Source organism: Sinomonas sp. G460-2 (assembly GCF_047759905.1).
Taxonomy (GTDB): Bacteria; Actinomycetota; Actinomycetes; order Actinomycetales; family Micrococcaceae; genus Sinomonas.
Genome location: NZ_JBKZWT010000039.1, coordinates 1 through 20,937 on the forward strand (window position 1 = coordinate 1; position 20,937 = coordinate 20,937).

The following is a 20,937-nucleotide window of genomic DNA, read 5'->3' on the forward strand; positions in this document are numbered from 1 at the left end:
GACGAATTCGGGAGCCTGCGCCGCGGGCTCCGCGCCGATCTCGTGGCTACAGATGCGAGTCTCGGGCTCGCGGCGGTCATCCGCGCCGGCACGCTCCTCGAGCTGCCCCAGGGCCGCTGAGCCACCCCCTGACACGCGCGTTCGTCGCATTCAAGAATTGTTTGCCGGGAATTCGGAGGCGCTTCTTGTATGCCATTGACCGTACTTGCCGGGCATGATTGGCTATATCCAGTCTTGATGTAGTTAGCAGTATCTGTGAGCTAGCAGCCAGCTCAGCCAGCAGAGCACGCTCGCAAGACCGTTGCGAGCGCGAAGCTCCTGATATCCAGTGCGTGTCAGGTTCTTCCCGCGGAGTAACTGGGTCACCCGCACAAGCGGAGGGCCATCTATCGGCAATCCACAGGAGAACACAGGAACATGGCACAGGGAACCGTCAAGTGGTTCAACGCTGAGAAGGGCTTCGGCTTTATCACTCCGGACGACGCTGACGGCGACGTCTTCGTCCACTATTCCGAGATCAAGTCGAACGGCTTCCGCACGCTCGAAGAGAACCAGCGGGTCGAGTTCGAGATCGGCCAGGGCGCCAAGGGGCCGCAGGCCATGGGCGTCACCGCCATCTGAGCTGAGTCATAGCCAAGCAGGGCCCCGGCATCGCCGGGGCCCTGCTTTTTAGGCGCTCCCATTATTTAGTGACTGCCGAAGTCACATTCGCGCTCGGTCACCTCACAAGGCTTCTCAGGAGCCGCATCCGATGCCGCATCGTGAGGCCCGGCAGATAGGCCTCGGCAAGGGCTCGCCCGATTGCCGGCAGCTGCAGCGTGTCCTGGTAGTACATGTAGAGCGCGCGGTATTCGGGCTGAAAATGGGACTTGAATCGGGCCAGCGAGCGGAAGCCGTAGATCGGCTCGAGCGCTTGCCCCGCGGCCTCGAGGATGCTGCCGAGCAGCTCATCCTGGCCCTCGACGGCGGCCCGCTCGCCCGCGGGGTCCGCGGCAAGCGGAGAACCAGAGAGCGAAATCGTGTCCACGGTCCTGCGCAGCTCGCTCACCGCCGAAGCCACGAGGAATTCCATGACGCCGGGGAACCCGTCGGGGCTGCGGCGCATGAAGTCGAGCGTCCAGCTGACCACGTTCCCTTCGTGGTACACCGGGAGCCAGCTCGTGGCCCCGTGGAGCCGTCCATCGCCGTCGACCGCAAGGCATAGGAGCACCTCCGGGTCGGCGAGCTCGTCGAGGCCGCCGAGCGTGAAGCCCATGTCCGGGAGCGTCTTGCGGGCCGACCACTCTTCGGACAGGACGTGCAGCTGGGAGCGGCGGTGGGGGCTCAGGGCCACGTAGCGCGCCCACTCGGCACGCACGCCCGTCTTGCGGGCCCGGTTCACGGCCGTACGGACGTTCTGCCAGTCCTTCCCTTTGAACTCGAGTTCACGGATCCGCAGCCTTGTCTCCTGCGCGACCTCGACGCGGCGGAAGCCCCGCTCGCGCAGGACCGGCCACTGTTCGTCCGTGACGCTGTAGAAGCACGGCACGAGCGCGTGCCGCGAACAGTAGGCTACGAAGCCCTCGACGGCGGACTGCCACTTCTCGGGCGGTCCGATCGGCCCCGCGACGGAGAGCGCCACGCTGCCGTGCTGCTGGAACGCGACTCCCGCGGTCGCATGCTGGTCGAACCAGAAGCGGTTCGGGGGCCACAGCGTCATCCACGCGAGGCTGCTGCCGCCTCGATGAACCAGGCGACGGGCGAGCTGGAGGCTGTCGTCCCGCGCGCCAAGGGTCTGTTGACCGCGGAGGACGGCGACGGCGACTCCGATCAAGGCGGCGAGCCAGAGGATGAGGCCGCTGTAGGTGAAGAGCCACAGCTCGACGGGATCGCGGTTGCGGAACAGCGGGAGGTAGCTGATGGGCAGGGGCGAGGGGAGATACTGCCGGACGAGCTCCTCGACGAGATTCCAGACGCCCGCGGGCCGAGCGAGGCCACCGTCCTTGACCCACAGGATCACGTACGCGCCGACGAGCCCGCCGGTGAGGAGACCGCCGGCGGTCTGGAGGCGCCGCCGCATGCCCCGGGCGGTCTCGACCGGGAACAGGTCACGATGCATCCAGAGGACCACCATGAGGGCCGCGGCGGTCAGCGCAACCGGCAGCAGGTGCACGACCCCCGAGCTGAGCATGCCGTACCGCCCACGGCCCGGGTGCACCGGGATGCGGAATAACAGGACGGAATAGCTCGCGGAGAGGGCGACGAGCGCGAGCAGGACGCCGACGGCGAGGCGCAGCGCGACCGAGCGGCCGCGGCGCAGGCCCTCGGCGCACACGAGGATGATCAGGACGGGGAGCAGGGCCGTGAGATAGCCGGTCGCCGAGATCACGGTGGGCTGCCCGGCCTGGAGGCACTGGGCATCCAGCGAGCTGCCGCAGTCCTGCTGGAGCTGCGCGAGCGCCGGGAGCGGGTTGAGGACCATGCCGCGAACGAGAGCGAGCGGCCCGTTCGCGCTGCGCGTGAACGCCGTGAGGACGGGACCGACGGCGACGATCGCGACGAGGAGCGCGAGAAGATTCCGCCGCTCGCGGATGCTCGGGAGGCGGAACATGCGTTCGTGGGCGGGGCCCTTCGACCACCACCCCGCCGCGAGGCCCAGCAGCGCCCCGATGAGGCCGAGCACCGTCTCCGAGTGCCCCACATAGAGCACGAGCATGCCCGCGACCGCGAGCACCACAGCCCTGAGCCGGCGGCGGATGAGTGCGCCGAGGGAGCCACTCGCGGCAAGGCCGCACACGAGAGCCGCGGGGTAGGGTCCGAGGATCGGGACGTCGACCATCGAGCCGAGCCAGTCGTCTCCGGCCCACCGGGCGATCTGGGCGACCGCGAAGAACGCGATGATGCTCGCGAGCTGGCCGCCGAAGAACAGGGCGATGGTGCGCCACGCGCCGAATGCACGCTCGGAGAACGGCACGAGCACCGCGACCACGACCGTCCCCGCGAGATACGCGAGGGGGTTGGACGCGAAGAAGACGGACGTCAGGGCGGCCCACCACTGCCCGCCGCGCAGCGACGCGAGATCCCCGCCCACGATGTCGTAGAGCGCGGTGTCGGGGCCCGAGAGAATGCTTCCCGTCGCGATGCCGACGCCCCACAGCGCTGCCACGATGCTCAGCGTGACGGGGTACCGCCCGAGCGCCGAAAGCCACGTGCGCGCGCTCTCGCCGACTGCCGCGCGAATGGTCACGGCCACGTTGCGGGGGCCGGCCTCCGCCCGCCGCACCGTCGCAGCGGTGTTTGCCTCGCTCGCCTGGGCTTCGCTCGGGGCCTGGGCCTGGTCGACGCCGCTCTCCGCGCGCGGCGTCATGCGAGCCCCCAGCGCACGGCGAGGAGCGCCATTCCGGCCTGCCACGTCTTCGCGATCATTTCCCACGAGTGCCCCTCGCCGTCCGCGAGGGCGCGGTGGACGTCGACCCCCGAGCCGCGGGCCTGGCCCCCGACCACGTCGGCCTGCCGCTGGAAGTCCTGGTCGCGGGAGCCTGTGGCGAGGAAGAGCATGAGCCCGTCGTGGCGCCGCTCTGCGAACTGACGCGCAGGTGTCTGTTCCTCGAAAGCCGCGGTGTCGCCGTCGAACGCAAGATCGATGGTCTTGGTGCGGTCCTTCGCAAGCGCCGGCTCCTGCTCGGCGGCGAAGCCGAGGGCGCTCGTGACGATCTCGGGATGCTTCGCGAGGAGCTGGACCGAGCACGTAGCGCCGAAGGAGAAGCCGCCCGCGGCCCACAGACGCGGATCCGCCGCGACGCTCAGGTGCGACTTGATCCACGGCACCACGTCCTGCACGAGATACGTCTCGGCGTGCGCGATCTTGGTGTCCATGCACATCGTGTTCGCCGAGGGACTGCCGTTCGGATCGACGACGACGGCGATGGGCGCCACTCCCCCGTGCTCGGCGGCAAAACGATCCAATTTGAGCCGGAGTCGGCCGCCCGAGAGCCAGTCGGACGGGTTCCCGGGCTGACCGGGGATGAGGAGGAGCACGGGAAGCTGCGGTCGCGTCGGGGCGAAGTAGGCCGGCGGAAGGTAGACGTACGCGGGCCGCGCCTTGAACCCGGACACGGGCGTGGGGATCTGGACCGAGCGTAGCTCACCATTGGGCGGCAGCCCGCCCTGCGAGGACCAGTCCGCGAGCGGAACAGACGGGGCCGAGGAGCGCTCGAGCTGCCCCTCGAGCGGGTGGATCCGGCTGAGCGAAACGCCCGCCAGATCACCGAACGTGAGGTTGAGGCCGAAGTACGCGTTGACGAGTTGGGCCGCAAGCAGCGACATCGCCGCCGCAGACGCGACCGCCCCGGCACGGCGGACCCACGCGCGGCGCGCCAGCCCGAGCCGGACCACCGCGGTCACCGCGAGGACGACTCCGAAGACCCCGACACCGGACGCGACGAGCACCTCGATCGGGAGATCCTCGGGGAAGACGTTGAAGATGTCGACGAGCAGCCAGTGCACAACGCCCGTCGCGACAACGGTCACGACGATCGCGCCGCCCAGGATGATGAGTGCCCTACCCCATTTGCGCAGCCGCGGTGCGGCGGCGAGAGCCACGAGGAGCACGGCGCCCGCGATCGCGAGTGCCCAGCAGGCGACGGCCAGCGGGCCGTCGACAATCCTCAGTTCGTAGAAGGCGTCCATGTGGGGGTCAGCGCCACGTCCCGACGCCGATCACGGGCCCAGCCTCGAGCCACGACGAGAGGCCCGCATAGGCACGGAAGTCCATCGCGAACCGCACCTCGGTGCCCTGGTGCGTGAGTTCCACGATCACGACGTCGGCCTGCACCTTGGGCCGCTCGGCCTCCGTGGGCTTTCGGCGGCCGCGGAGCACGAGGGCACTCCGCGTGAAGCGGCGCTTCGGGAGGGGGCTGAGGGAGAGCAGGTCGAACCACTCGAGTTCGGCGTCCTGATAGCGGCAAACCCCCATCCGCCACGCCCCGGAGGACAGGCTGATGGAGGCATCCACCGTGCCGAGGGTGCGCCGCAGAACGAAGCGACGCACCCCCAGAGCACAGAGCATTGCTGCAAGGAGCAGAAAGACCACTGCCAGGACGATGAACGGAAGAGCGGAATCGTCCATTGAGGAAGGCTAACGAGTCCCCGCGACCGACTCGCTGATCTGTGCGTTGTCCGCGACGATCACGACGCGGTTGCTGTCGACGGAGAAGAACCCTCCGTCGGCCTCGACGACGATCCGCGAACCCGAAACAGGCTCGATCTCGATGTTGCCAGCGTGCAGGATGGCCAGGACCGGAGTGTGCCCGGGCAGGATCCCAATCTCGCCGTCGGCCGTGCGGGCCTTGACCATCTTCGCCCCGCCGGACCACACGAAGTGGTCCGCCGCGACGATCTCGACTTCGAGCTCAGCCATGCTACTTCGTCGATTCCTGGATCTTGGCCCAGTTGCGTTCGACGTCGTCGAGGCCACCGACGTTGAAGAACGCCTGCTCGGCGATGTGGTCGAGCTCGCCGTCGCAGATGGCCGTGAAGCCCTCGATCGTGTCCTTGATGGAGACGGTCGAACCCTCGACACCCGTGAACTGCTTCGCGGTGTAGGTGTTCTGCGACAGGAACTGCTGGATGCGGCGAGCGCGGGCCACGACGATCTTGTCCTCTTCGGAAAGCTCGTCGACGCCGAGGATCGCGATGATGTCCTGCAGCTCCTTGTTCTTCTGGAGGATCTGCTTGACGCGGACGGCCGTGTCGTAGTGGGCCTTGCCGATGTACTGCGGGTCGAGGATGCGCGACGTGGACGTCAGCGGGTCGACGGCCGGGTACAGGCCACGCGAGGCGATCTCGCGGGAGAGCTCGGTCGTCGCGTCGAGGTGCGCGAACGTCGTGGCAGGGGCCGGGTCCGTGTAGTCATCGGCCGGGACGTAGATGGCCTGCATCGACGTGATCGAGTGGCCACGCGTCGAAGTGATGCGCTCCTGGAGCACACCCATCTCGTCGGCGAGATTCGGCTGGTAACCCACGGCGGAGGGCATGCGGCCCAGAAGCGTGGAGACCTCGGAACCCGCCTGCGTGAAGCGGAAGATGTTGTCGATGAAGAGCAGCACGTCCTGGTTCTGCACATCGCGGAAGTACTCCGCCATGGTCAGCGCCGAGAGGGCCACGCGGAGGCGCGTTCCCGGCGGCTCATCCATCTGGCCGAACACGAGGGCGGTGTCCTTGAGAACGCCGGCCTCGTCCATCTCGACCCAGAGGTCGTTGCCCTCACGGGTGCGCTCGCCCACGCCGGCGAACACCGAGGTACCGCCGAAGTTGCGGGCAACGCGGGTGATCATCTCCTGGATGAGCACGGTCTTGCCGACGCCGGCGCCGCCGAACAGGCCGATCTTGCCGCCCTTGATGTACGGGGTCAGGAGGTCGATGACCTTGATGCCGGTCTCAAGCATCTCGGTCGAGCCCTCGAGCTGCGCGAAGGACGGCGCCTTGCGGTGGATCGGCCAGTGATCCGATGCCTGGATCTCAGACTCGTCGACGTCGAGCGGCTTGCCCAGCACGTTGAAGATGTGGCCCTTGACGCCGTCGCCCACAGGGACGGAGATCGGGGAGCCGGTGTCCTGGACCTTCGTGCCGCGGACCAGGCCGTCGGTGGCCTGGAGCGAGATGGCGCGGACAAGGTTGTCGCCGAGGTGCTGAGCGGTCTCGAACGTGATGGTGCGGGTCTGGCCGTTCAGCGTGATCTGAGTGGTCAGGGCGTTGTACATCTCGGGGATCGAGTCGGCGGGGAACTCGACGTCGACCACCGGACCGATCACGCGGGCGATCCGGCCCGTCGCGCCGGCGGTGGCAACCGCTTCGGGGGCAGTGGCAGTCATGTCTCTCACTTCTCCAGTCATGGCGTGTAGTCAGTCTATTGAGTGGGCCGAGGCTCCGGGGACCTCAGGCGTTCAGCGCGTCGGCGCCGGCGATGATCTCAGTGAGCTCCTGCGTGATCTCCGCCTGGCGGGCGGTGTTGCGCAGTCGCGTGTACTTCTTGATCAGTTCGGTGGCGTTGTCGCCCGCGTTCTTCATGGCGCGCTGACGCGAAGCAAGCTCGCTCGCGGCCGCGTGCAGCATCGCCGCGAAGATCCGCGACTCGATGTAACGCGGCAGGAGCGCGTCAAGCACCTGCTCGGGCTCCGGCTCGAACTCGTAGAGCGGCAGGAGCTCCTGCGCCTCGGCGGCCTTCTCCTCGACTACCTCGAGCGGGAGGAGGCGGATCACGGTCGGCTGCTGCACGACCATCGACTTGAACGACGTGTAGACCACGTGGATCTCGTCGACGCCGCCGTCCTCGAACGGCGTCTCGAACGCCTCGAGCAGCACCTTGCGGATCTCCTGGGCGGTCGCGAACTCGGGGTTGTCCGTCTGGCCCGTCCAGACCCGCACGTAGTCGCGGTTGCGGAAGTCGTAGTACGCCTGGCCCTTGCGGCCCACGAGGTACGTCGCGACGTCCTTGCCCTGACCGCGCAGGAGCTCCGTGAGCGACTCCGCCTGCTTGAGGATGCTCGCCGAGTAGGCGCCGGCCTGCCCGCGGTCGGCGGTCAGGACGAGCACCGCGGCGCGACGCACGTGCTCACGCTCGGTCGTCAGCGGGTGATCCAGATCGCGGGCCGACGAGACGGCCGAGACCGCGCGCGTGATCGCACGCGCGTAGGGCAGGGAGGCGGCTAGGCGAGCGCGCGCCTTGCCGATGCGGGAGGTGGCAATCAGCTCCATCGCCTTGAACATCTTGCGCATCGACGACGTCGAGGCGATCTTCTGGCGGTAGACCCGGATCTGGGCACCCATTCTTGTCCTTTCCTCTCCATCGCTGCCCCGCGGGGCCGCGGCCCGGAGCTGTGCTCCGTTCCTACGGCCCCGGCGGGGTCACCGAGTGGAATCAGTGGGTCTGCTTGACGATCCGTTCCTGGTTCACGTCACCCTGGGCCAGCGCCGCGTGCTCCTCGTGGCCGGCCGCGACGAGCTTGCTGTCGCCCTCGCCGAAGAAGCCCTGCTTGAAGTCCTTGATCGCCGACTTGAGCGCCTCGACCGTGTCGTCCTCGAGGAGGTTGGTCTGCGCGAGGGTCGTGAGGATCGAGGTGCGGTGGTTCAGGTACTCGAGGAAGTCCGCCTCGAAGCGGCGAACATCCTCGACGGGGACGTCATCCAGGTGACCGTTCGTGCCGGCCCAGATGGACACGACCTGGTTCTCGACCGGGAACGGCGAGTACTGGCCCTGCTTGAGCAGCTCCATGAGGCGGGCGCCGCGGGTCAGCTGCTGGCGCGAGGCGGCGTCGAGGTCCGACGCGAACATCGCGAAGGCCTGCATGTCGCGGTACTGCGCAAGGTCGAGCTTGAGCGTGCCGGAGACCTTCTTCATGGCCTTGACCTGGGCGGAGCCACCCACGCGCGAGACCGAGATGCCGACGTCGACCGCGGGACGCTGGTTGGCGTTGAACAGGTCGGACTGGAGGAAGATCTGGCCGTCCGTGATCGAGATGACGTTGGTCGGAATGTACGCCGAGACGTCGTTGGCCTTCGTCTCGATGATCGGGAGGCCAGTCATCGAACCGGCACCAAGCTCGTCCGAGAGCTTCGCGCAACGCTCGAGGAGGCGAGAGTGCAAGTAGAACACGTCGCCCGGGTACGCCTCGCGTCCCGGCGGGCGGCGGAGGAGGAGGGACACGGCACGGTACGCCTCGGCCTGCTTCGAGAGGTCATCGAAGATGATGAGGACGTGCTTGCCGCCGTACATCCAGTGCTGGCCGATGGCCGAGCCGGCGTACGGAGCCAGGTACTTGAAGCCAGCGGGATCGGAGGCCGGGGACGCGACGATCGTCGTGTACTCGAGCGCGCCGTTGTCCTCGAGGGTCTGCCGCACGGCCGCGATCGTCGAGGCCTTCTGGCCGATGGCCACGTAGACGCAGCGGACCTGCTTCTTGACGTCGCCCGAGGCCCAGTTGGCCTTCTGGTTGATGATCGTGTCCACCGCGATGGCGGTCTTGCCGGTCTGGCGGTCGCCGATGATGAGCTGGCGCTGGCCGCGGCCGATCGGGATCATGGCGTCGATCGCCTTGAGGCCCGTCTGCATCGGCTCGTGGACCGACTTGCGCTGCGTCACGCCGGGAGCCTGAAGCTCGAGCGCGCGAGTGGACTCAGCCGCGATCGGGCCGAGGTCGTCGATCGGCTGGCCCAGCGGGTCCACGACCCGGCCGAGGAAGGCGTCGCCGACCGGCACGGAGAGGATCTGGCCGGTGCGGTGCACCTCCTGGCCCTCCTCGATGCCGGCAAACTCGCCGAGGATGATGACGCCGATCTCGCGAACGTCGAGGTTCTGGGCGAGGCCCAGGACGCCGTTCTCGAAGCGCAGCAGCTCGTTGGCCATGACGGACGGAAGGCCCTCGACGCGGGCGATGCCGTCGGCGGCCTGCATGACGCGGCCAACCTCGACGCGATCGGCCATGCCGGGTTCGTAGGACGCCGCGAATTCGTTCAGTGCATCGCGGACGTCGTCGGCGTTGATGGTCAATTCGGCCATCTGCAGTCCCTGCTCTCTAGATCTCGTGGTCATCATCGGTGCAGTACTGGCTGTGATGACCGGATTTGTCTGGTTCGAAGTGTGCTGTAGCCGTCAGCCGGCCTGCCCCGCGAGCTGGCGGCGCAGTTCGGTGAGCCGGGCGAGCGTCGAGGCGTCGAGCACCTCATCGCCGACCGTCACGCGGACGCCGCCCAGAAGCTGGGGGTCGACCGTCGTCGTGATCTTGAGTTCGCGGCCGTAGAGCCCGTTGAGCCCGCCCTGAAGGCGGTCGAGCTGGTCGTCGGTCAGCGGACGCGCGACGGCGACCTCGGCGATCCAGCGCTCCTGATGCTTCGCCGCGAGGGCCGCGAAGCGCTTGACGAGCTCGGTGGACTTGAGGCCCCTGGGCTCGGCGGCAGCCTGGCCGATGAGCAGCCGGGCCTCGGCCGACGCCCCGCCGGCGAGCTTGAGAGCCAAGGCCCTCTTCGCCTCGGGCGCCGCCTGCGGCTCGCTGAGCGCGGCCTGGAGATCATGGCTGTCGTCGACCACGCGGATGAACGAGAACAGATCGTTCTCGAGCTGCTCCAGTCCACCCAGTCCGGGCTGTCCGGCGCCCTGCTCCGCCACGGCAATGGCCACAGTCGCTGCCAGGGTTTCGAGTGCATCGCTGACGTCGCGGGAATCCGCCCAGCGCAGCGCGGCGAGACGCGACACGATGTCCACCGCCTGCGCGGAGACCTTGCCCGCGAGGAGCCGCTGGACCAGAGCCGACTTGTCGTCACCCTCGCGAGAGGGGTCAGTCATCGCCCGGCGAAGGCCCGCCGACGCGTCGACGATCCGGAGGACGCTGAAGAGCTCCTCCGACAGCGACAGCGAGGCCGAGGGCAGCGTGGTCTCCAGGTCCGCCAGCGCGCTCGCCAGCGATTCGCTCGATACTCCTGCCATTACTTCGCCGCACCTGCGTTCTGGGCTTCCAGGTCCGCGAGGAAGCGGTCAACCACGCGCGACGCGCGCGCGTCGTCGTCCAGGGACTCGCCGACAATGCGGCTCGCGAGGATCGTCGCCATCGAGCCGACCTCGGAGCGCAGCGAGACGAGGGCCTGCTGGCGCTCGGCCTCGATCTGCGCATGGGCCTGCTCGGTGAGGCGAGCGGCCTCCGCCGACGCCTTCTCCTTGAGCTCGGCGAGGATCTGGGCCCCTTCGGCGCGCGCTTCCTCGCGGATGCGGTTCGCCTCGGTCCGGGCGTCGACAAGCTGCTGCTTGTACTCCTCGAGAGCGGCGGAGGCCTCGGCCTGCGCCTTCTCGGCCTTGGCGATGCCGCCTTCGATGGCCTCGGCGCGGGCGGCGTACGTCTTTTCGAACGCCGGCACCACGAACCGCACCACGATGAAGAGCAGGATCGCGAAGCCGATAGCGGTGACGAGCACCTCCCACCAGTTCGGCGCAAGCGGGCTCGGCGCGCTTTCGGTAGCGGCGTGCACCATGAGCTGATGCATGTGCACCACCCTCCTATCTACTGGGTTGCTTCGGTCTCAGGCTCGGATTGCCCCGATTTACTTCAGGACGAACGCGAACACGAGACCGAGGATCGCGAGCGCCTCGGTCAGAGCAAGGCCGAGGAACGCGAGCGGCTGGAGAACGCGCTGCGCCTCCGGCTGACGAGCCACGCCGTTGATGTAGGCCGCGAACACGAGGCCGACACCGATGGCACCGCCGATGGCGGACAGGCCGTAGCCGATGAGGTTGATGCTGCCGTTGATCGTGCCGTTCATTGATTTTCCTTTCAATCGCCCGCAGGCAGGTTGATGGGGTTGGGTGCTCCCCCGAGGGGAATTCTCAGTGGGCGTCCGCCGCGACGGCGCCCTGGATGTAGATCGCCGTGAGGAGGGTGAAGACGTAGGCCTGGAGGACCATGATGAGCGCCTCGAGCATGTACATCGCGATCGCGCCGACGAGCACGAGGACGCTCATCCCCTTGAGCAGGAAGCTCTCCTGCTCGACGAGGAAGGCGATTCCCGAGCCCGCGAGGGCCACGACAAGGTGCCCAGCGAGCATCGTCGCGAAGAGACGGAGGCTGTGCGTCATGGGACGGACCACGAAGTTCGAGATGATCTCGATCGGCACGACGATCGGCATGATGTACCACGGGACGCCCGTCGGGACGACCGCGAGCTTGAGGTAGCGGAGGCCGAAGCGCTTGAGACCCACGCCGATCCAGATGACGTAGACCAGGCCTGCGAGGAAGTACGCGCCGCCGACGTGGGACATCGTGGGGAGCTGGAAGAGCGGGACCGCGCCGTAGATGTTGTTCACGAGGATGAAGAAGAAGAGCGTGAACAGGAGCGGCACGAAGGTCATGAAGTCCTTGCCGCCGATGACGTCCTTGCCGATGCCGTTGCGGACGAAGCCGTAGGCCATCTCGCCGAGGAACTGGAGCTTGCCCGGGACGAGCTGCCGTTTGCGAGAGGCAGAGATGAAGAACCACGCGATGAAGACGACGGAGAGCAGGACCAGAAGCATCTGCTTGTTGAAGCCGTCGTCCGCACCCCAGGGCAGGATCGCGGGGAGGTGCAACTCTTCGAGCGTGGGAGGGGTGAATGTGCCGTTGTCGGCGGCCGGAAGCGTGAGCGGGGTCAACGCATTTCCTCTCTTGCAGTGTCCTTCATCGGGCAGGTGCCGGGGCGAGTGGCTTCAACCCCCACATGTGAAATTGTCGGTCGCTCCATCACGGCTTTCCGTCCCCCTCGGCCTCGTTGTCGGGAGGGTTGGATTTCGCTGAACGGCGTTGCTGCGTGAAGAGTCCGTGCTTGCCGGCGAGGTACAGACCACCGACAATCCCCAGCAAGGCTCCAACGAGCACGATCCAGCGGGTTTTCAGGAGAGTGTCCAGCCCCCACCCTATCAAACTCCAGACAATGATCCCGCCAATGATGTAGCTGAAGACGGCCATTCCGGCGTTGTAACCGCCGTCACCTTCGGGCTGGGGCTGGCCCGCGTCGCGGTCCTTCTTCGGCTCAGCCACGGGACCCTCCAGGGGTCGACGGCGGGGTGTCCGCGGGGCCCGACGACGAGGCGCCGGGAGCGCCGTCGTCCTCGGGGTCGTTGAAGATCTGGAGCCGCACTCGGCTGAAGCCCCACAGCTCGGCCACCTGCCACACGACGACGGTCGCGATCCCCGTCCCGCCGAACCACGGCGGGTTGATCCAGGCGGGCGTCCCGATCCACAGGAGGAGTGCCGCGAAGCCGACGATCTTGATGAGGTAGACCACCGCGAACACCCCAATCGCGCCGGCGGGATTGGTGCGCCCCACGACGTGCCCGACGAGGAGGCTGATGGCGAAGAAGGCGATGACGACGACGGCGGCGAACAGAACGCTGCCCGCGGCCGCGGCGCCCGTGGCGATCCACGCGACGGCGGCGAGGACGACGGCGAGGCCTCCTGCGGCGACCGTGCACACGAGCGTGAGGCGCAGCCAGATCGAGGAGAACGTGGCGACGCCTACGGGACCGGCTGGCCGGCCGGGGCGTGAGGGCGTGCTGTTCATCTAGTACCGTTCGTCGGCGGCCCCCGTCGAGGTTTTCCCTCGATGCGGTGCCGGCGTGGGTGTGGGTGCGTAAGGATTCTACATGAGATAGAACTCAGTGGCCGACGCTGGGTCGCCAGGCTCCCCCGCCGCGCGAGCAGCGCCATTGCCACGCCGCGACGCCGGTCTGGGACACGGCCCACGCGGCCCCGCACACGCCGAGCGAAAGCCAGTACCAGCCCTGATCCGACCACGTCGGGGAGCCCACCACGAGCAGGGCGATCGCGAGCGCGACGACCTTCATGAGCACGTCAGCCACGAGCGTACGCCGGCGGAACGGGAGCGCGGGCGCCGCGAGGTGAAGGATCACGACTGACGTCCCACCGCACAACGCGACGACCGCGAAGGCCAGGAACGTCGAGTACAGAAGGGGCACTCCCCCGGTCGCGAGCCCCGTGAAGCCGAGCGCCGTTGCGGTGGCGACAGTCACCGCAAACGGCCTCGTGAGCCGCTGGACCCACGCACTTGAACGGAGCCACACGCGCCGCACGGGGCTGGCCGACACGCTCTCCCGCACCCACGGATGCATCGTGAGGAAGCCGACCGTCGGCAGCACCACGATGTTGACGATGGTGAGCGGGACCCATGGCACGAACGCGTAGGCGACCCCACCGAACGCCACGAACGCGGTCCACACGTACATGACGGCGACGGCCTGGCGGTGGGTGTAGCCGAGATCGAGCAGCTTGTGGTGCACGTGCTCGCGGTCGGGCGAGAACGGCGAGCGCCCGCTGGCCGTGCGCCGCAGGACGGCGAGCACGAGGTCGAGGAACGGGAGCATCATGACCACGATCGGGAGGACGACGGGCACGAACGTGGGGATGCCCTCCGCGCGATCGTAGAGGCCCGAGGCGACCTGCCCGGTCGCGACGACGGCGCCCGTCGCCATGACGAGGCCCAGGAGCATCGACCCGGAATCGCCCATGAAGATTTTGGCCGGATGCGCGTTGTGCGGCAGGAACCCGAGGCAGATGCCAACGAGCAGCGCCATGAGCAGGGTCGAAAGATCCGTGTAGTTCGGCAGGAGCGCGTTGCGGTGCACCCAATAGGCCGTGAGGAAGAACGCGAGCCCGCCGATCGCGGCCACGCCCGCCGCGAGTCCGTCGAGACCGTCGACGAAGTTGATCGCGTTGACGGTGAGCACAATGAGGAACATCGTGAGCCCGATCTGGAGCCACTCCTGCGGGACGGGGATCGAACCGAGCGGCACGAACGTGACGCGCGGTCCCCATACCGCCACGATCCCCGCCGCAACGATCTGCCCGGCGAGCTTGACCCAGCTGTTGAGCTCTACGACGTCGTCGACCGCGCCCAGCGCGACGATGAAGAGCGCTCCCCCGAGAACGGCCCACGTCTGCGGGGTGTCGAAGAAGATCGAGCGGATCCAAACCGTCTGGGAGGCCGCCCAGAACGCGACTGCGAATCCCGCGAGCATCGCGATGCCACCGAGTCGGGGCACCGAGCGGGTGTGGACGTCGCGCTCGCGCACGGGGGAGACAACGCCGAACCTGAGGGCCGCCGATCGAACGATGCCGGTCGTCGCGTAGGTGACGATCCCGGCCAACATGGCCACGAGGACGTAGATGAACATCTTCTCAGCCGGCGGCCTTTCCGCGCCCCGGTGCCGCCGCGAGGGTCGGGAGCTCGGTGAACGCCGTGCGATAGCCGCGCCGCCGCACCTGCGTGGGCACGAGCCGATATGCGCCGCGGACCAGGACGTTGCGTGCGAAGCCAACCGGCCCGATGTACCCCGCGCCGAGCATGCGGCGCTGAAGGCGCAGCTCGGCCGTGAGCATCCGCGAACCGCCTCGCCGCGCGTACGCGCCGTCGCTCACGCGGTAGAGCACGAGGACGTCGGGGACGTTCGCGCCGAGGCTCCCGCGGTGGAGCATGCGGGCCCACAGCCAGTAGTCCTCCATGTCCGGGACCCCCTGGTACCCGCCGGCGGCGCGGACCGCCGAGGCCCTGTACATCACGCTCGGGTGGTTGAACGGGGTACGGAAGTCGACCTGCGCCATGATCTCGCGATGAGTCACGGGCACGGGGCGGCTCGCGAGGTGGTGGGCTTCGTCGTCGCCGATTTCCGCGATGGCCGAGCCCACGATGTCGTAACCCTCGTCGAGCAGCGCGAGCTGCCGCTCGAAGCGCTCCGGCAGGGCGACGTCGTCCGCGTCCATGCGGGCGACGACGTCGTAGCGGCACCGCTCGAGGCCCGCGTCGAGCGCTTCGGCGAGCCCCACGCCTTCGGCGAGCCGCACGACGTCGGCTGGGAGGCGCTCCGAGCGCTCGGCCTCCTCGAGCACGCGCTCGATCTCCTCGCCGACCGGGCCGTCGCGCACGATCACGAGCTGCGCGGGCGGCACGGTCTGGTCCACGGTCACGGAGTCGATCGCGCGGCGCACGCGGGCGGCGGTGTCCCCTGCGTAGACGGGCAGGAGGACCGCGAACTCGGGCAGGGCCCGGACTTCCTGTTGCGCCGTCACGTCCGCGGGGTCCGAACCCAGCGGACATGACGGCGCAACGTCGAGGAGGCCCTCAGGGAGGCCGCCCACAGGCGCGAGCACCTCCTCGTTCGGCCGGGGCGGGCCACTCAGCCCCTCGCGCAGGCCCTCGAGGCCCGCCTTCAGGACGACCCCGCGGCGCGAGCTGTTCCGCACCATGACGCCCCAGCGCCGCAGCGTCGCGGCCCCGTAGAGAGCCTTCTCCACGGGTGCGAGCGCGGGCGAGCGGAAGAACGTCCAGACCTTGTTGCGGACCTCGAAGCGGAACCGCTCGCCGACGTCGACCGTGTGGGAGTCGTAGGCCTTCGTGTGGTGCTCGACCACGGAGTCCAGGCTCGCGAGCGCGAGGCGGCGGCGCGCGAGCCGCGCCGTGAACTCGAAGTCGTCGTTCCAGAGGAAGAAGTCGGCGACGGGGAGGCCGAGCGCGCGGATCGCCTCCGCGTCGACGAAGAGCGAGACGAACGACGCCGAACGCACCACCCGCGCGCGGCGCACGGCGGCGAACGTGCGGTCTTCGGCCGAGGCGTCCCAGCGATCACGCATCGTGTTCATGGGGTGATCGCGCCCGTCAGACCACACGACCCGGCTCGCGATGAACGCGGGTCGATCCGTCTCGGGGCACGAGTCCCACAACTGCACGGCCTCGGAGAGCGTGCCCGCGAGGGGCACCGTGTCGTCGTCCATGATCCACACGAGGTCCGGGCTGTGGCGCGCCAGCGCAGCCGCCATGCCGACCGCGAAGCCACCCGCACCGCCCGTATTCTGGGCGAGCCGCACGAGCTCGTACTCGAAAGGCAGCTCGAGGGATTCGAGATAGTCGCCCGAGCCGTCCGTCGACGCGTTGTCGACGACGACAAGGGCGTCGGGAAGCCGATCCCCCGCCGCGAGGGCCGCGAGCGAACGCTCGAGGAGCTCGCGGCGGTTGTAGCTCACGACGACGGCGACGACCCGCGGGGCGCGCGGCTCAATCACGCGGCTTCTCCGCGGGGGCCTCGGCGGGTTTTGCCTCGGGCTCCGCCTCGGCAGACTCCGTCTCGCGCTCGGTAGCCTCGGCGGGCTCAACCTCGGGCTCAACCGGCTCGGCGCTCGCGGCCTGCTCCGGCGCCTCGGCGACCTCGCCGAAGCCCAGGATCTCCGGATCGACCTCGCGCAGCGCCTCGAGGCTCAGCCCGCCCTGGCGCACCACGCGGAGCCGCTCGCCCGTGCAGTCCACGATCGTCGAGGGAAGGCTCTCGACGCCCTCGGCGGGGCGCACGCCGTCATCGAGATAGACCTCGACGGACTCCGCGAGCTGGTCGAGCGCGTTCCCGGCGGAGAGCGCCGCGGGCTGGCCCGTGCGATTCGCCGACGAGACCGCGAGCGGACCCGTGATCGTCAGGAGGGACTGGGCGATCTCGTCGGCCGGGATGCGCAGGGCCACGGTGCCGTACGTGTCGCCGAGGTCCCAGGTGAGGGAAGGCTGGGCATGGAAGATGAGCGTGAGCGGGCCCGGCCAGAAGCGCTCGGCGAGGCGGCGGCCGGCGTCGGGGACGTCCGCTGCGAGGCCGTCCATGGTCTGCAGCCGCGGGATGAGCACGGGCGGCGGCATCGAACGCCCGCGGCCCTTGGCCGCGAGGAGCGTCGCGACGGCCTGCGCCGAGAACGCGTCGGCGGCGATGCCGTACACGGTGTCGGTCGGCATCACCACGCACTGCTTGGCAGCGATGGCGCGCTGGGCGTGGGCGAGGCCTTCGGCTCGCCGTTCCCGGTCGGTGCAGTCGTAGGTCGAGGTCACGGCCCCAATTCTTCCACGCGTGGGCGCGAGCTCCGGACAGCGGTCGTGGCTCGCGGGAGCCCGTTGAGGTCGCGATGCGAGGCGACACCGGTCCACGCCGGATCGGCGGCGAGACGCGCCGAGAGATAGTCGGCCTGGACCTCGGCGTGTTCCATCGCGAAGAAGCCGCCGGGGCGCAGCAGGCGCGCCGCGGACGCGATCGCGGCGCGCGGAACGTCGAGGCCCTCCTCTCCCCCGCCGTAGAGTGCCAAGTCCGGATCGTGCTCGGCCGCCTCGGGCTCGCGCGGGACCATCCCCTCCGGGATGTAGGGCGGGTTGCTCACCACGACGTCGACAGCCCCGTTGAGCTCGGGGAAAGCCGTGCGCAGGTCGCCGAGCACGAGCTCGACCCGTCCGCCGACCTCGGGCAAGGACACGTTGCGGGCGGCCCAGGCATGCGCGAGCTCCGAGAGCTCGACGGCGTGCACGCGGCTCGACGGACACTCCGCGGCGATCGACGCCGCGATCGCGCCCGAGCCCGTGCCGAGATCCACGACGACCGGTTGCGCGAGGCCCTTCTGGCCCACGATCCAGTCGAGGACGAGCGTCACGAGCGTCTCCGTCTCCGGCCGCGGGACGAACACTCCCGGGCCGACGCTCAGCGCGAGGTGCCGGAAGTGCGCGGTCCCCGTGAGGTGCTGGAGCGGGACGCGCTTGGCCCGCTCGTCCACGAGGTCCCAGAAGCCCTCGGGCACGGGGGCGCCGAGGACCGCGAGAGCCCGCAGCCGGCCGAGCCCGCACCCGAGCAGGTGCTCGGCGAGGAGCTCCGCGTCCGCCCGCGGACTCGGGACACCCGCCTCGGCGAGCACCGCCGTCGCCCGTCGCAAGGCCGCGCCGAGATCTTCGCTGTGCTGCTCGGGACGCTCCCCAGCGGGAGGCTCCCCAGCGGCGGACTCAGCGGGGTGCCCCGAGGAGGCCCGCATGCTCACTCCCCGATCGCGTCGAGGCGGTGCTGCTCATCCATGTCGATGCAGGACTGGATCACCGGCGCGAGATCGCCGTTCATGACGGCATCGAGGTTGTACGCCTTGTAGCCCGTGCGGTGGTCCGCGATGCGGTTCTCGGGATAGTTGTACGTGCGGATGCGCTCGGAGCGGTCCATGGTTCGGACCTGCGACTTGCGCACCTCGGCGTTCTCGGCCTCGATCTGCTCCTGCTGGTGCGCGAGGAGCCGCGAGCGGAGCACGCGCATCGCGGCCTCACGGTTCTGCAGCTGCGACTTCTCGTTCTGCATCGCGACCACGATGCCCGTGGGCAGGTGGGTGATGCGCACGGCCGAGTCGGTCGTGTTCACGGACTGGCCGCCGGGTCCGGATGAGCGGTACACGTCGATCTTGAGATCGTTCGCGTTGATCTCGATCTCCTCGGGCTCGTCCACCTCCGGGAACACGAGCACGCCCGCGGCGGATGTGTGGATACGGCCCTGCGACTCGGTAACCGGAACCCGCTGGACGCGGTGCACGCCGCCCTCGTACTTGAGGTGCGCGTACACGCCCTCCGCGGGGTCGTTCGACGAGCCCTTGATCGCGACCTGGACGTCCTTGTAGCCGCCGAGGTCCGATTCCGTCGAGGACAGGATCTCCGTCTTCCAGCCCTTCGACTCGGCGTACCGCGTGTACATGCGGAGCAGATCGGCCGCAAACAGCGCCGCCTCGTCGCCGCCCTCGCCGCCCTTGACCTCGAGGATGACGTTCCGCGCGTCGTTCGGGTCCCGCGGGATCAGGAGGCGGCGCAGCTTCTCCTGCGCCACCGCGAGGGACTCCTCAAGCTGCGGAACCTCAGCGGCGAACTCGGGATCCTCGGCGGCCATCTCGCGCGCGGCCTCGAGATCGTCGGAGAGCTGCTTCCAGCGGGTGTGGGCGTCCACGATGCCGTTGAGCTGGGCGGAGCGGCGGCCGAGCTTTCGCGCGAGCGCCTGGTCCTGGTAGACCGCAGGGTCGCTCAGCTGCTTCTGCAGGTCGGCGTGCTCGTCCAGCAGTCCTTTCACGGACTCGAACATGTGTGGGCCTTTCTTGGCGGCTTTGGGGGGGGTTCCTACAGTCAACAGACGACGACGGCGGCCGGCACCGGGATTCCGGGCCGGCCGCCGTGCGGGGCGCTAGTGCCTGTCGTTCTCCGACTTGGACGCGAGAGTCGTCTTCTGCACCTGCAGGAGGAACTCGATGTTGGACTGCGTCTCGCGGATCTTCGACGTGAGCAGCTCGAGGGCCTGCTGCGTGTCGAGGCCCGAGAGCACGCGGCGCAGGCGCCACATGATCTTGACCTCGTCCGAGGAGAGGAGGTTCTCCTCGCGGCGCGTGCCGGACGCGTTGACGTCCACGGCAGGGAAGATGCGCTTGTCCGCGAGCTGGCGGGACAGGCGGAGCTCCATGTTGCCGGTGCCCTTGAACTCCTCGAAGATCACCTCGTCCATCTTGGAGCCGGTCTCGACGAGCGCGGTCGCGATGATGGTGAGCGAGCCGCCGTTCTCGATGTTGCGCGCCGCGCCGAAGAAGCGCTTCGGCGGGTACAGCGCGGCGGAGTCTACACCACCCGAGAGGATGCGGCCGGACGCCGGGGCCGAGAGGTTGTACGCGCGGCCGAGGCGGGTCATCGAGTCGAGGAGCACCACGACGTCCATGCCCATCTCGACGAGGCGCTTGGCGCGCTCGATCGCGAGCTCGGCGACCGTCGTGTGGTCGTCGGCCGGCCGGTCGAACGTCGAGGCAATGACCTCGCCGCGGACCGAGCGCTGCATGTCCGTGACCTCTTCGGGCCGCTCGTCGACGAGGACCATCATGAGGTGGACCTCGGGGTTGTTGACGGTGATCGCGTTGGCGATGGACTGCAGGATGAGCGTCTTGCCGGCCTTCGGCGGGGAGACGATGAGGCCGCGCTGGCCCTTGCCGATCGGGGCCACGAGGTCGATGACGCGCGGGCCGATCTTCTTGGGATCGGTCTCGAGGCGGAGGCGCTCGGACGGGTAGAGCGGGACGAGCTTGGTGAACTCGACGCGGCCCTTCGTGTCCTCCGGGTTCTTGCCGTTGACGGTCGTCACGCGGACGAGCGCGTTGAACTTCTGGCGGCTGCCCTGGCCCTGGCGATTGTCCTCGCCGTCGCGCGGGGCGCGGATCGCGCCGACGACCGCGTCGCCCTTGCGGAGGCCGTACTTCTTGACCTGAGCGAGCGGCACGTACACGTCGTTCGGGCCCGGGAGGTAGCCGGACGTGCGGATGAACGCGTAGTTCTCGAGGACGTCGAGGATGCCAGCCACGGGCACGAGGACGTCGTCCTCGGTCAGCTCCGTGTCGTCGACCTCGGGGCCCTGGTTGCGCCCACGGCGGCGCTCGTTCCGGTCACGGAAGCGGTCGTTGCGACCGGTGTCCTCGCGATCACGGTCACGTCCGCGGCGGTTGCGGCGGCTCCGGCGGCTTCCGCCCTCCTCGCCCTCCTCGTCGCGACGCTGGTCCTGCTGACCGCGATCCTGCTGACCGCGATCCTGCTGACCGCGATCCTGCTGGCCGCGCTCCTGCTGGGTGCGGTCCT

Annotated in this window: 20 protein-coding genes; 1 reads left to right on the plus strand and 19 read right to left on the minus strand. The window is 68.9% G+C overall.

Annotated elements, in window-relative coordinates:
• The first annotated feature begins 417 nt into the window (after nt 1-417).
• Entirely contained in the window at nt 418-621 is a 204-nt protein-coding gene (locus ACLN58_RS06315; protein WP_415854419.1) for a cold-shock protein, read from the plus strand.
• A 97-nt stretch (nt 622-718) separates the two neighbouring features.
• Here the strand turns inward: ACLN58_RS06315 and ACLN58_RS06320 are convergent, their stop codons facing one another.
• From ACLN58_RS06320 to rho, 19 genes are all read right to left on the minus strand, one after another.
• The gene (locus tag ACLN58_RS06320) at nt 719-3,346 is read right to left on the minus strand and encodes a phosphatidylglycerol lysyltransferase domain-containing protein (protein ID WP_415854420.1); all 2,628 of its coding nucleotides are present in this window, start codon (nt 3,344-3,346) and stop codon (nt 719-721) included.
• A complete protein-coding gene (locus tag ACLN58_RS06325; protein ID WP_415854421.1) occupies nt 3,343-4,668 on the minus strand; it encodes an alpha/beta hydrolase in 1,326 nt (441 codons plus the stop codon). Before ACLN58_RS06325 ends, ACLN58_RS06320 begins: the two co-directional genes overlap by 4 nt.
• Before the next feature lie 7 nt (nt 4,669-4,675).
• On the minus strand, nt 4,676-5,107 hold the full coding sequence (locus ACLN58_RS06330; RefSeq protein WP_415854422.1) for a DUF2550 domain-containing protein: 432 nt from the start codon (nt 5,105-5,107) through the stop codon (nt 4,676-4,678).
• A 9-nt stretch (nt 5,108-5,116) separates the two neighbouring features.
• Nucleotides 5,117-5,398: a F0F1 ATP synthase subunit epsilon gene (locus ACLN58_RS06335; protein WP_136609717.1), complete on the minus strand. Its 282-nt coding sequence runs from the start codon at nt 5,396-5,398 to the stop codon at nt 5,117-5,119.
• A gap of 1 nt (nt 5,399) precedes the next feature.
• On the minus strand, nt 5,400-6,851 hold the full coding sequence (gene atpD, locus ACLN58_RS06340; RefSeq protein ID WP_415854423.1) for a F0F1 ATP synthase subunit beta: 1,452 nt from the start codon (nt 6,849-6,851) through the stop codon (nt 5,400-5,402).
• A 64-nt stretch (nt 6,852-6,915) separates the two neighbouring features.
• Nucleotides 6,916-7,806: a F0F1 ATP synthase subunit gamma gene (locus ACLN58_RS06345; protein ID WP_415854424.1), complete on the minus strand. Its 891-nt coding sequence runs from the start codon at nt 7,804-7,806 to the stop codon at nt 6,916-6,918.
• A 91-nt stretch (nt 7,807-7,897) separates the two neighbouring features.
• Nucleotides 7,898-9,535, minus strand: coding sequence for a F0F1 ATP synthase subunit alpha (atpA, locus tag ACLN58_RS06350; protein ID WP_415854425.1), 1,638 nt, complete (start codon nt 9,533-9,535; stop codon nt 7,898-7,900).
• A gap of 93 nt (nt 9,536-9,628) precedes the next feature.
• Nucleotides 9,629-10,459, minus strand: a complete 831-nt coding sequence (locus ACLN58_RS06355) for a F0F1 ATP synthase subunit delta (protein ID WP_415854426.1) — start codon at nt 10,457-10,459, stop codon at nt 9,629-9,631.
• The gene (locus ACLN58_RS06360) at nt 10,459-11,010 is read right to left on the minus strand and encodes a F0F1 ATP synthase subunit B (RefSeq protein WP_415854427.1); all 552 of its coding nucleotides are present in this window, start codon (nt 11,008-11,010) and stop codon (nt 10,459-10,461) included. Before ACLN58_RS06360 ends, ACLN58_RS06355 begins: the two co-directional genes overlap by 1 nt.
• 57 nt (nt 11,011-11,067) lie before the next feature.
• Complete coding sequence (gene atpE, locus ACLN58_RS06365) at nt 11,068-11,286, minus strand: ATP synthase F0 subunit C (protein ID WP_043119941.1); 219 nt, start codon at nt 11,284-11,286, stop codon at nt 11,068-11,070.
• Between the two features lie 64 nt (nt 11,287-11,350).
• Nucleotides 11,351-12,151: a F0F1 ATP synthase subunit A gene (atpB, locus tag ACLN58_RS06370; RefSeq protein WP_415854428.1), complete on the minus strand. Its 801-nt coding sequence runs from the start codon at nt 12,149-12,151 to the stop codon at nt 11,351-11,353.
• 88 nt (nt 12,152-12,239) lie between these two features.
• Nucleotides 12,240-12,536 (minus strand): hypothetical protein, encoded by a 297-nt coding sequence (locus tag ACLN58_RS06375; protein WP_415854429.1) that lies wholly within the window; start codon nt 12,534-12,536, stop codon nt 12,240-12,242.
• Nucleotides 12,529-13,059, minus strand: coding sequence for a hypothetical protein (locus ACLN58_RS06380; RefSeq protein ID WP_415854430.1), 531 nt, complete (start codon nt 13,057-13,059; stop codon nt 12,529-12,531). The genes ACLN58_RS06375 and ACLN58_RS06380 overlap by 8 nt, the downstream gene beginning before the upstream one ends.
• Before the next feature lie 94 nt (nt 13,060-13,153).
• On the minus strand, nt 13,154-14,689 hold the full coding sequence (locus ACLN58_RS06385; protein ID WP_415854431.1) for an MraY family glycosyltransferase: 1,536 nt from the start codon (nt 14,687-14,689) through the stop codon (nt 13,154-13,156).
• A gap of 4 nt (nt 14,690-14,693) precedes the next feature.
• Nucleotides 14,694-16,571 carry a glycosyltransferase gene (locus ACLN58_RS06390; protein WP_415854432.1) on the minus strand — a complete coding sequence of 626 codons (1,878 nt, stop codon included), beginning with the start codon at nt 16,569-16,571 and terminating at the stop codon, nt 14,694-14,696.
• Nucleotides 16,564-17,373 (minus strand): L-threonylcarbamoyladenylate synthase, encoded by an 810-nt coding sequence (locus ACLN58_RS06395; RefSeq protein WP_415854433.1) that lies wholly within the window; start codon nt 17,371-17,373, stop codon nt 16,564-16,566. The genes ACLN58_RS06390 and ACLN58_RS06395 overlap by 8 nt, the downstream gene beginning before the upstream one ends.
• Nucleotides 17,370-18,335, minus strand: coding sequence for a peptide chain release factor N(5)-glutamine methyltransferase (prmC, locus tag ACLN58_RS06400; RefSeq protein ID WP_415854434.1), 966 nt, complete (start codon nt 18,333-18,335; stop codon nt 17,370-17,372). Before prmC ends, ACLN58_RS06395 begins: the two co-directional genes overlap by 4 nt.
• 2 nt (nt 18,336-18,337) lie before the next feature.
• Nucleotides 18,338-19,411, minus strand: a complete 1,074-nt coding sequence (prfA, locus tag ACLN58_RS06405; RefSeq protein WP_415854435.1) for a peptide chain release factor 1 — start codon at nt 19,409-19,411, stop codon at nt 18,338-18,340.
• Between the two features lie 99 nt (nt 19,412-19,510).
• The coding region (gene rho, locus ACLN58_RS06410) for a transcription termination factor Rho (protein ID WP_415854436.1) at nt 19,511-20,937 on the minus strand (1,427 nt) is incomplete at its 5' end.